Genomic DNA, 11626 nt, shown 5'->3' on the forward strand with positions numbered 1-11626 from the left:
GGGTACAAGCTGTATGCTTGAAAAATCAACGCATTACGGTGCGGCAGTGCCGACCATGACAGGGGTCAGTAAATTTTGACGATGCACAATATCTTATTGATTATGTTACGGTAAATTGCCACGGGAAATCCCAGAGAGCCACCTTTCGGTTACCAGCGTAGGCGGGTGCATCAGAGGAGCTGATCACACCCACGTCAGACAAAACTGCTCGGTAGTCGCTTTGGTTATTGTTCTGAATCTGCGGGATGACGCGAAGTTGGTCGTCGCCCTTTTTCAGCACGAGTTTGCGCTTGAGGTTGATCAGCTCCACGCGCTGATCGTCATCCAATTCCTTCTCGTGGTGCTTCAGCGACTGGTATAGCGCCGCGAACAGGAGCGACAGAGTCGTCAGCCGTTGCTGACCATCCACCACCTCCAGGCGCTGTACGGCCAGTGTGTCGGTGGTTTGATTGATGCAGATAATCGAGCCAAGGAAATACCCCGGGTTGTTCTCCTGCACATCGTCAAACAGCGTTTCCCATTGGCTCTTATTCCAGGTGTACTCGCGCTGGTACCGCGGGATCGCGTAGACCACGCTCGCTTCAATGTCGAAGAGCTGCGAGACAGGATAATTATTGACCGACTTAATCATAGGGACTCTATCACCCCGGCCGTTTCTCGATAGTCGGCCAGATAACTGTCGAAAGAGAATTCAGTGTTCTTAATGGCCGAGATGAAATCGTCCATCCAATTGCCGGCCTTCTGTTGGAGACCGTGCATGCTTGATTCTGGTGCAATCACGCCCTCTGGGCGTGAGGCGTAGTCTGTCAGAACGTTCAATGCCGCGTAGCCGTGCGCTCCCATCTCCGAGAAGTAGGACTTGGTCAGGTGCCGGACCTGTCCCCGCAACGCCAGAAGATCGTCGACGCGTCTTTGTTTATCGAGTACATCTTTGGTCGCCTTGATGTCAAAGGCACGGCACAGAATCGGCAGCATCTCCGACTCAGGCACGTGGTACCGCTTCAGTTGGTGCAGCTTTTCTGTAAGCGCGGTCTCCAGCTTGCGGATATCGCCAATGTTCTCCACGAAGCGATCGACACGGTCCATGCCGCGCCGGGTATGTGCGTAGCTGAACTCAATGCTCTTGCTGCCAAAGATGATGCCGTTCAAGCAAATCCATCGGCAAAATCCCAACTCGAAGCGCAACAGCCGCGTGCGGTTGTAGCTGTTGCTGATGCGCAGGAACGCGGTCCACTTGTCCTGTTCCCAGGGCGAGAAGTCCGCTGTCTTGTGGATCAAATCGATGTGGCAGAACGATCGGGTTTTTGGCATAGTGATGTTCAAGCACTCCATGTCGCCGATCTGTGTGGTGTGGAACACCTTCTTCATCACTTCAGCGGCCATGTCAAATGCCGCCATATTGGTTACCAGCTCGTAGTCATCGGTCACCACGGCGAAGGGGTTCTGCCGTTCCACGTCAACCACCGCAAAGTGCCTCTTAAGCTGCTTAAACTCATTGGCGGCATCTGTGGCCGGCATGTAGAGCGCTCGCGTCTCCACCGGGAAAAACGCTTCTGCAGGGTCTCTTGGCTTCCAGGCTCTGGCGTTCGTCATGTTCTTATACCTTTCCCCACTTAGCGTGGGCTGCGTCATTTTTGGACGAGCGTCAAGTGGTGATCGTTGATGCGATCGCCGGCCTTGCCGTCGTATTGAGAGCCGCGTGCGGACGCCTGCTGACGGCAGCCAGGGCGTTTGGCCAGCTCGCTTGCTGTGCCCTGTGCTCCGGCTGACGTGGTGTCGGCGACTCCGCACCACTACCCGCCATTATGCAAACCCCACATAGCGACTACCCATCCTGAACCGCCACCCGCGTCGCGCCCCCGTGCTCAGTCACCCTCGGCCGACAGCGTATCTTGACCGCTCCCTTTGAAAACGAATCGTCAGTCGCCTTGCTGGACCAGACGTACGCCTCGCCGGGCTTCAACTGGGCCATCCGCTCCGGGGTCAGGTTGCTCAGCGCGGCGTTGGCCTTCTGGAGGTGCTTCAGCCAGGCGGGAGAGTTGAATTTGTGCAGGATGATCTGGCTGGAGAGCTCGATCAAGCTGAGCGGCACCGACGGCGGATCCTGGCTGGCGACCATGATACTCACACCCTTGTGGCGCATCTCGCGGACCACCTCGACCAGACCGGCGACCAAATCGGGGCTTTCGATGTATTTGTGGGCCTCATCGAACACGACCAGCTTATTGAACCCCCGCCCATCGACACGGGCATCGGCAAAGAGTTGCAGCAGCACCAGGAAGAGGCCGAGTGCCTCATTCTTCTCGATGAACTCGTCGCGCAGGTCCACGATGATCAGGCGGCCCGGTCTCACGACCTCCGTCAGTGACTGCGCATCATTGATGTACTCTGCCGCCAGGTCCAGGCGCGAGCGCGCCACATCCTTTAAATGGTCTGGTATCGGCGAGGCATCAATGCCGGCCCGCAACCCCGCGAGAGTGATCTGGTCGCGCATCCCCTTCATGATACGCATCACCTGACGGATGTAGTTGGCCTGGTTGCCGAGCGCACCCATCAGGAACTTCCAATGGGTGGCCGTCAATTCCGAGGCGGAAAACTGCAAGGGCTGGACCTCGATGCCGGGATATTCCACTCGCCGTTCGTCCAACTTGTCGGCGGGTACCAGCAGCAACACATCCACCAGTGCCTTCGGTTCCGCACCGTAGGTCTCGCGCAGGGCGCGGATTTGGTCCTCGACCGAATTTGCAGCCACCATCGACGTGAACTCGGGCCGGTAATCCATGGTCGGGCTATAGTGAAAGATCACGGTCGCCAAGGGGTCCGGCAGCGTATTGATGCCTGGGATTTGTAGCGAAGCCATCTCCGCGACGCTGCCCAGGGTGTAACTCTTGCCGCCCCCTTGAACACCAAACAGGCTGATGGTATGAGTCTGGTTAAGGTCCAGTGCGACCTTCCGGCCCGAGACCTCACCCAGCAGGCCATACTGGGGTGTGGCGCCCGTTGCCCCGAGCATGACGTCGTAAGCAACGCACAGTTCCCCACTGGGGTCTCCTTCACTAAGAGGGCGCTTCCCAGCGTCCACTACGCCGTGCACTACAACGACCGGGGCCGCGTCTTCGGCGTTCGCTACAACCGCCTCAGGTTGAGCGTCCACGCCACCTGGCAGATCCGGCACCGCTGGAACTGGAGTCGCCACCACGGCCTCTGCCGGTCGACCCGGCGCCGAAATCCCAGCGGCAGCGGGTTTAGCGCGTTCGGGGTATGACACCCTCGGAGCCTCTGTCCAGCCCAAGGTCCGGTCCCGCGCCGGGCTCAGGAAGGCCGCCGTTCCCAACGTCGGCACCGAAGGCGCCAGGCTGCGGCGCCTGACCAAGATTTGCGTCAGCTCCCGCGTCACATCACCATCCGGTGCAGCCCGCAGGTTGGCCGTTGATTCAGTCTCCTCCACCGCGGCATCGATCAACTGCCGAATCAAGTCGATGCCGATGCGATAGAACTCGATCCCGTTCTCATGCTCAGGCAGCTCCGTTCCCGGCTTGCTGAAGTCGAACACCACGGCACTGCGTGTGAAACGCAGCCCATAACCGCGTTCATCAAGGTGCCGCAGGAACCAGCGCGCCTCCGCAGCCGCCGCCGGCAGAATCACCCCATGCCGTTCGGCCCGGTCCAGATAGAAACTCAGCAGCGCCGCCAGGTCACGGTTCTTGATCGCCCGATCCGGGCGATCGATCTCGGAACGCGCCGGGTCGAAGTGATGAGAAATGACTTGCTCGGTCTGCGCGATCTGTTCGCCGATCCCGTTCTTCAACTGCGTATAGGCCCCCACATCGCCAACCTGGCTGTAACACTTCACCTCGACCAGACGGCACGTGATGATGCGCGTGAAGGGGTCGAGATCGAAGAGCGCCAAGTCCGTCCGCCGAAAGCTGACCGCATCGCCCAGTTCGGCGGCGTTCTGCCGCATCGTCCCATATAACTCCAGGTGGGCATCCAGCGGCACCACTACCTGGTTCTGGAAGCCCCCCTGATGCTCCAGGAACAGCCGCGAAAGGGCCAACCCCAGAGCCTCGGCCTGTTGCGTCGGCGCGGACAACAACTTCAGCGCAAGCCGTCCAGACAGAAACCGCAACTGGTCCAACAACACCAGGGCGTGTTTGCCGGAATCCGGCAGGTCGTAGTCCCGCAGGATCGGAACCAACAGGGCCTCCAACTCGGCCACGGACCGGGAGGTGATGGCCAGGCGATGGGTCATGGCATTGGCCATGTCCGGCGAATGGTCGATGAGGTAGTCGGGCCGCGTCGGATGCCGGCGGTGATCAAAAAACTCGATCCCCAGGTTGCGGTCGATGGTCATGACCCAGTCACTGACCTCGTGCACCTGGTGGAGCATCGCCCGCTCGTCCGCGGACAGGCTCAAGGCCACCACCGGACGGGCCTGGGGCAGGTATTGGGAGCGGGCGACCGAGGCTGATGCCACCGAAACCAGCCGCGCCAGGCTGCTCAACAGGTCCGTCAGTTCCTCCACACCCTCCAGGGCCTGGGCGACGCCATGCAGCGGGCGGCGCAGCCAGGTGATCGATTGATCGTCCTCGTGATAGTGGGTCGCGATCGGCTGCACCAGGCCATAGACGAAGGATGACTCGTCCGTCTCCCGCACATCTACCGCGCGGATCTCCTCAGCCGGGAACAGATCGAAGAGGAACGAGAGATGGGCCGCGTGACCCTCAGGATCCAGGCGGAACTCCCGCAGCGACCGGACCGCCAGTCTGAGCTTGGGCCGCAGATGACTTTCCGTAGGGGTCGAGAAGGCGTCCGCTTCCTTCGCGGCCGTGCCCGAATCGGGAGCCAGCAACTCAAGGAGGGCCTCGCCGGTGGCCGGGGCATCCGCGTCAGCAACGAAGAGACGGATGTCATAGCGGAGATCTGAGAACTCCGCCCGGCTCTGGATGGCGAGCAACATCTCCGCCAGTGCGCCGGCCCGCCCTGCATTGAAGGCGTTGATCGTCAGAGTGCTGACATAGGGGTGTTGGATCAGGTAGCGTTGCACGCGGGCCGCCAGATAGGGACCGTCGATGGCAGTCCCCCCGATCGCCGGCTCTGCGATACCCAGGGCCTGGCACAGGTCACCGATCAGACCGCGCGGGTCCTTCTCGTCGGGTGCCGCGTAGAGGGACCAGAAGGGAGTCAGATTATCCACCACCAGGGCGGACCGGCCCGGTTCCTCGCTGAACGGCAACACCATCGGAAAACCGGCCGGAACCAGTTGCTTAAGAACGGCATCCCGCGTCGGCACCACGAATTGCGGGTCCGCAACCTGGGCCTTTTCGATCCAGTGCTGCCCCAGCTGGGCCCAGGTCACATGCCAATTGGCCCGCAGCGGGTGTGTGGGCCCCAACAGCACGGCGTCACGGCGTTGACCCCGATAATCTTCGATAACAAGGGTCACGCAATCCAGGGTCAGTGCACGGCGCAGTTCTTCAAAGGCCGCACGGACAACCCCTGGCTCAGGCGAATCCGCCCTTGCCAGCAACGCCTCCAGCCATTCGATGTAGGCCCCCGCATAGTCGCGCGCGGACTGCGTCAGCTCCAGCAGGTTGCTGCCCTGAGTCAGCAACTGTTGGGGGCCGTGTAATAGGGCCGAAAAGAAAGCGCCACGCGCCTGGCGGAACCGCACCGTTTCGTCCGACTCCGGCCACTCGAACGAGATGTCCGAGCGGTCACAACCCCCGGCGGCAGCCACGGCCAGCCGTAAGCGATTCGTCATCTGCGGATCGATCAGGAAGGCGCGCTCCAACTCGACTAACACGCCAGGAACCAGCACATGCGCCTTCCCCTCATTGCCCAGGCGCACCTCCAGCGTGTCGCTGCCGCGGGCACTGGATGCGGACCCAGTCCCAGATCGGGAGCGGGATCCGGGTCGGGTCTGGCGCTCAACCCATCCGCACCCCGCGATCGTCACGGATGCCGGGTCGCGCCCTTGGGCCACCGCCGCAAACCGGGCACGGAGCAGGGCATGCGTCAGGCTAGGATCGCGCGGTACCGCCCGTTGCGGCGGCTCGACCTCCACGTCATCATCCGTCAGGACATAGAACAGGTCGCTCTCGTTGGGGCGCGCTGACGGGTTTACGGCATCGCCCGACGAACGCAGCGGCTCTCCCTCCCCGTCGATCAGCGGGATGCGTTCACCCTCCTCGGTCTCCGCAAAGACGCGGACAAAGTGCCAACCCTCCTCCCAATCCACCTTGGCAATGGATGAGAACGCGATGGTCCCTGAGTCCTTTGCCGTGGTCCAGGTGGCCTTGCGCCGCCGCAGCCCCGTCGGACCGTTGTCGCACGACACCACCTCGGCCACGAAGCGAGCCAGACCCGCCACCCGGGAGGGTACTGGCACGACCCGGAATTTCACGCTGAATTTCTTGAGTCCCTGTTTGGAAATCGGCAGCACCCGGCGCCCGACAAACTCGCCTAAACGCGGATCGGATTCGTCATCCTTGATGATGGGAAGGTCCGGCAGTTCCAGTTCGCCGATGGTGATCGAATCCGGATTGACGCCGCCGTCCGCGAAGACCCAACGGTTGAAGGCCAGGGACCAGTTCGCGCGGTCGCGCACGATCTGCTGTGTCCAGTCTCTAGGATCCGCAAGACCAGCCCGATCGAAAAAGTCGCCGAGCTGCCGGCAAAAGGCCGGATCGGTTAGTTCCAACTCCAGGGCACGCGCACGGTCGGAATGGGTCGACCAAGTGACGCGCCGCACGCAGTCGTGATTGCGCGCAACGCGTGCCGGCGCCCGCTCGGGTTGTTGGAGCAGCGCAAAGTCAGGCACCAGCGCCAGCTCGAAGAGCGCTGCCCCGATCGCCTCGGGGTCAAACTCGTTCACCTGCGCGGTGAGCAGAAAACGGACGACCGAGGCATCATCGGCAAACGGCCAGGGTGGATTGGCCTGACGCAGGTCGTTGATCGCTGCCTCCAGCGGACTGCGCAGCTTCGCGGGCACTTGGCCCAAAAGCGTCGGGATCAACTCGGCATAGGCACCTTGAATCGACAACTCCTCAAAGGTGGCTACCCCGAATGAATCCTCGGCGGAGGCGCGCAAATCGGTGGGCACAAACACCAGCAAAGGCGGACGCAGGGCATTGTCGGGCAGCGGGTTGCGCAGCTCTACCAACTTGGTACTCGACACGGCCAGCTCCGGCGCCTGGGTCTGTAGGCACTCATCGGCCAGAACCACGACCGTCGCCTGGGGCACCGCCGCCCGCAGACCACCGGCCAAACGGACCATCAATTCCCGATCCAGATCCGTCACCCGCATGCAGTGCCCGGCCTCGCGCCCCGCCAGAACGCTCGCCAGCCTGGGCAGCAGGACCGACTCTACCGCGGCGTTGAACTCGACAGGCGTCAGCTCCACCAGACCTTGGCTCATGCTGATGCTACTCCTGAGTGTTCCGGGATCGCGTAACGCGGTTCAACCGTCTGAGTCACATAGGCATCGGACAAGTCGCGGTAATAACCGATCTCGCGCAGCCTGGCGGTGAACGCCCGCACGTTGGCGCGCAGGGCCTGGCGCTCATCGATACTCGGGGGCTTGAATCCCTCCCCGAGCGGTAACGCGTCGATATAGAGCCCGTACCGCTCCCGCAGGAAGCCCAGCAGGTCGTCGATGCGCAGCGCACCGGTGAAGTAGCCCGCGTCTCCGCCAGGGCGCAGGACGGCGATCTGCAACAGGACCTCCAGCAAACGGCTGTCCAGCACGAAACGCCGCGACGCATTCTTGGCGCGGGTCTGCGCCAGGAGGGCACCCGCGCGATTCTTCTGCATCAGGGAGTCGAGCGCTTCGATGATGTACTGGCGGTGGAAAGTCCCACGTAGTGCCATCAGGACCTCGATGTAGGTCTCGAAATCGGAGAGCCCGAGCTTGGTCAGCGCCGCAATCCCGGCATCCAGTCCATTGGCGTCATCGGCAATGGATTCGAGCAGTCCAGCCAGGCGCTCGCCGAAAAACTTCTCGCGCTCATCGGCAAAGGGTGCACCCTGCAACGCGAACAGTTCCCCGACCGACAGCACTGTCGCGACCGGCCGAATGATCTTGCCCCGGCGCAAGAGATGCTCGGAGAATTCGTCCAGCTTCTTCGCGCCAAAGTAGGCACGCACAAAGCCCGGGATACGGCGAAAATAGCCGTCGGCACTGCGTTCGGCCAACCGTCCGACCGCGGACTCGGCATTCCCCGAAAGGTCCACGAACAACCCCAACTGGTATGGGCAATCGCCCTGGGGTTCTCGTGCCTCCCGGGGTTGCATCGGGCAGGCCGACTCCTGACAGAGTGGATTGGCGCCGCCGAGCTTCTGCCAGGCCGGTAACAGCTTGAGCAGGCGCAGGTGGTATAGCGCCAGATGGAAGGACAGGAGCAGCTTCAGATACTCCACCATCACCGCCCGCGGCATGAACGGCTTGTAGAACAGCAGCCGCTGAATATCCTCTGCCAGCAGGTCCGCGGCGCCGATGCACACCGGAGCGAAGCGATCGCCACTGGTGCGGGTATCGGCCGCGTCCTTGCGCTGGGAGAGGAAGTGCAGCAGGGTGGCCGTCTCGATGTCGGTCAGGGCTCGCTCGTCGAGCTTGTGGGTGACCTTATCGAAGCCATCGAAAAAAAAAGTTTTTAGGTGCTCGATGGCCTTGTGCCCGGCGAGATGCCGGGCGTGATACAGCATCTGGTACAGGTGCTGGGCTGCACCGTAGTCACGCGAATGCTTGGGATTGCGGAAGCGGTAGGTGTAGCCGTGCAGCGGACGCGGGCCGGCCACGACCGCGTTGCGCTTCCCACGATTGACGATATCCATCAGGTGGGTCTCTACCCACCGCTCGACGATCTCGCGATGTTGGGCGAAGCCGGGGAATTTGCCCTTGGCCTCGATGATCTCATCGACGAACTGTTCGACGGTCAGCTCCCGCTTGTCCCTGAAGACGCTCGGATAGCCCCCGTGCTCCAGACGCTCGAAGAGCCCCGTCAGGACCCGATCCATCTCGATGAGCTTGAAGTCCAGATAGGTGACCTTGGGAAGCCGAAACTCCCGGTCCTTCTTTTGCAGAGCCATCATCAGCCCTCATTCCTCTCGTTGCGGCGGCCCATCCCATCCCCACAGATTCGTCGTCCCGGCCGGGAGCCGGGACCCAGGCCAGGGATGGTACGCCGCGCATTTTCATGAGGCAGGAGGTTCCAGCCATTGAGTTGCGAGCGGTGCGGCTTGGTAGCGGAACCATTCACTCAATCACCGGCGACAAAATCGTCATAAAGGTCACGCCAATCCGGATTGAGCTTTTCAATCGCACGCAATTTCAAGGCCCGCGGCCAGTCCTTCATCCGCTTTTCCAGCGTGATCGCATCCGGCATCGTCTCCAGCAGCGCATACCAGACGAGCCGATGGACCGCATAGCGGCGGGTAAACCCTTCCACCAAGTCTTGCTTGTGCTGCCAGACGCGCTGCGGGAGATTGCTCGTGACGCCGATGTAGAGGGTCCCGTTGCGTTTGCTGGCCAGAATGTAAACGGCAGGGCGACGCTCCATTCTCATTGACCTCTCGTTGAATAGGCCCGCTCGGTGACTTAGGCGAGTGACCGTCCCTGGCACTGGATTCCGGCTCCCGGCCGGAATGACGGACGATAAGAAAACGCTCATACCCCGTCGTCCCGGCCGGGAGCCGGGACCCAGGCCAGGGACGGTAGGCCGAACGCAAGCCCGGTGCCGACGGCAAGATTGCCCTGCCCGGCCTGGATTCCGGCTCCCGGCCGGAATGACGGAGCGGTCACGGGCCATCACTGCCCTCCCGCAACAGCGACCGCGACCGTTTCTCTTGCCGCAATTCCCGGAAGCAGAGACAACTCCACGCGCCCATCGTCTTGGCGTACCAGACGGTAGAAGTCATGGCCCGTGGTGGTCAGCAGCATTTCACGATAGGGTTGCGCATTCAGGCTGTTCTTGAACACACCCAGGCACAGGTAGAAGCCCTGCAGCTCCTCCACGCTGGGTCGGTAGCCCGCATTGAGCCTCATCAGCATCTCGAACACATCCAGATTGATGATCAGCTCGCTGGCAAGCGCCCCCTGACCCTGTCCATGGAAACGTAGGGTCAGGCCGCTGGGTAGATGCTCAACGAAGCGTGCCCGATCGGCAATTGCCTGCACTGCCAGTGAAAAACCCTCCAGCGGGAACAGCCGGTAGCTGCGGATTGTGCCGCCATGGGTCCCGTTCTCCACTGGACGCAGTTGCAGTGCCAGGCAATTGCCCAGCCGCTCGGGCCGCTGCAGACCCTCGCCCCGATTGATGGCGTGCAGGAGCTCGGTGGTGAGGGCGGCGGTCGACCCCTCGCCCTGGACGATCTCTACCATCCGCTTGGCGGAGCGGTAGGGCAGCAGTCGCTCCCAGGCGTTATCACGCCGCTCGAAGAACTGCCGCCGCCGAGCCATGGCCAGATAAGCGCGGTGTCGGCTCGCCCGCTCGCTGAGTGAACATTCCGCGACCCCACGCGGCAGCTCGTCGAACAGGCGCTTCAAGACCTCGAAATCGAATTGCCCTCGGCCTTCAAAGCGGAACAGGGCGCAGTCGTCGGGCTGTACAAAGTCGAGCCCCCGGTCAAAACGCGGATCCTCCTGGCGGCCTACGTCCAGTTCGCACAACTGCCCGATGAGCCGATCCGCCGTCGGTTGGCCGCCGCCCATCCAACTGTTGCCCATCGAACTATTAAAGTAATAGCTCCGTGCGATCTCCTCATGCCGGCCGGCCGCGTAGAGTGCATGGATCTCCGCGCAATCCCGGTTGCCGATCAGCATGAAGGACAGGGCGGAACGCAGATCACGCATGGTAATGTGCAACCGCCCACGCAGGTGGGCCATGGTATAGAGGGTCTTCAGGCGCTCCGAGAGGCGCGGCCCGGCGACCCCATCCTGAAAGCTGCGGGCGTTGTGCAAGGCGTAACAACTCGCCTTAAGATCGCAACCCTCGCAGGCGCCCCAGTTCCCGCCGGCAGTCATGTCGCTCAACGTTCGTTCCAGGATTGACCCACCCGCGGCCGGTGCTACCACGCTGCGCAGGTTCAGGTTCACCACCGCCACCCCGGACCCGGTCTGACCGGTCGCGAAGGCGCGTTGCACCTGGGCTGTCAGGGCTGGGAACTCGTCATCAAAGGTGGTCAGAAAATCCACCAGCCGCCCCTCGTTGATGGCGATCAGCCGGGTCTCCGGAGCCTCCCACGCACCGGCATCCCGTCCCGCAAAGGGGCCGAGGAACTCCCGCAACACCTGATTGTTGTCCTTCCCGCCCTCGTCCTGGCTGCCGTCGTAGTTGATGAGGTAGCGGCGACCGTCCAGACTCAGACGGCTGCCGTTGGCCAACCGTTGGTCCAGACTTCCTCCGCGCACCTGGACCTCCTGCTCCAGCCGCTGGAGGAAAGCCGTCTTGCCGTCGCCCGCGTTACCCGAGATCAACACTAGCCGGAACTCGCCCGCCAGCACCGCCGGCAGCAGTTCCCGGTCCAGTGCGGTCTCCACGTAGGCAGAAAAGCCCAGGGCATCCAATCCGCGGGTACCGGCATTACTCCGGCGGCTCTGGCTGTAGAGGCTCAGCAGATGGGAGAC

6 protein-coding genes are annotated in these 11626 nt (G+C 62.2%); all 6 read right to left on the reverse strand.

Annotation, left to right across the window (positions count from 1 at the left end):
- Positions 1-100: 100 nt before the first annotated feature.
- Positions 101-631 carry a DUF262 domain-containing protein gene (locus QZY03_RS20380; protein WP_295584039.1) on the reverse strand — a complete coding sequence of 177 codons (531 nt, stop codon included), beginning with the start codon at positions 629-631 and terminating at the stop codon, positions 101-103.
- Positions 628-1593 carry a DUF932 domain-containing protein gene (locus QZY03_RS20385; protein ID WP_295584040.1) on the reverse strand — a complete coding sequence of 322 codons (966 nt, stop codon included), beginning with the start codon at positions 1591-1593 and terminating at the stop codon, positions 628-630. The genes QZY03_RS20380 and QZY03_RS20385 overlap by 4 nt, the downstream gene beginning before the upstream one ends.
- A gap of 232 nt (positions 1594-1825) precedes the next feature.
- Complete coding sequence (locus QZY03_RS20390) at positions 1826-7420, reverse strand: hypothetical protein (RefSeq protein WP_295584042.1); 5595 nt, start codon at positions 7418-7420, stop codon at positions 1826-1828.
- Positions 7417-9093, reverse strand: a complete 1677-nt coding sequence (locus tag QZY03_RS20395) for a hypothetical protein (protein WP_295584044.1) — start codon at positions 9091-9093, stop codon at positions 7417-7419. Before QZY03_RS20395 ends, QZY03_RS20390 begins: the two co-directional genes overlap by 4 nt.
- Before the next feature lie 167 nt (positions 9094-9260).
- Positions 9261-9560, reverse strand: coding sequence for a GIY-YIG nuclease family protein (locus QZY03_RS20400; protein ID WP_295584048.1), 300 nt, complete (start codon positions 9558-9560; stop codon positions 9261-9263).
- A gap of 248 nt (positions 9561-9808) precedes the next feature.
- Positions 9809-11626: hypothetical protein (locus QZY03_RS20405; protein ID WP_295584046.1), on the reverse strand; the 1818-nt coding region annotated here is incomplete at its 5' end.

The organism is uncultured Lamprocystis sp. (assembly GCF_903933125.1).
Taxonomy (GTDB): Bacteria; Pseudomonadota; Gammaproteobacteria; order Chromatiales; family Chromatiaceae; genus Thiodictyon.

Coding starts and splice junctions, on each gene's coding strand:
- QZY03_RS20380 (WP_295584039.1), bottom strand. CDS start 631: ATGATTAAGTCGGTCAATAATTATCCTGTCTCGCAGCTCTTCGACATT.
- QZY03_RS20385 (WP_295584040.1), bottom strand. CDS start 1,593: ATGACGAACGCCAGAGCCTGGAAGCCAAGAGACCCTGCAGAAGCGTTT.
- QZY03_RS20390 (WP_295584042.1), bottom strand. CDS start 7,420: ATGAGCCAAGGTCTGGTGGAGCTGACGCCTGTCGAGTTCAACGCCGCG.
- QZY03_RS20395 (WP_295584044.1), bottom strand. CDS start 9,093: ATGATGGCTCTGCAAAAGAAGGACCGGGAGTTTCGGCTTCCCAAGGTC.
- QZY03_RS20400 (WP_295584048.1), bottom strand. CDS start 9,560: ATGGAGCGTCGCCCTGCCGTTTACATTCTGGCCAGCAAACGCAACGGG.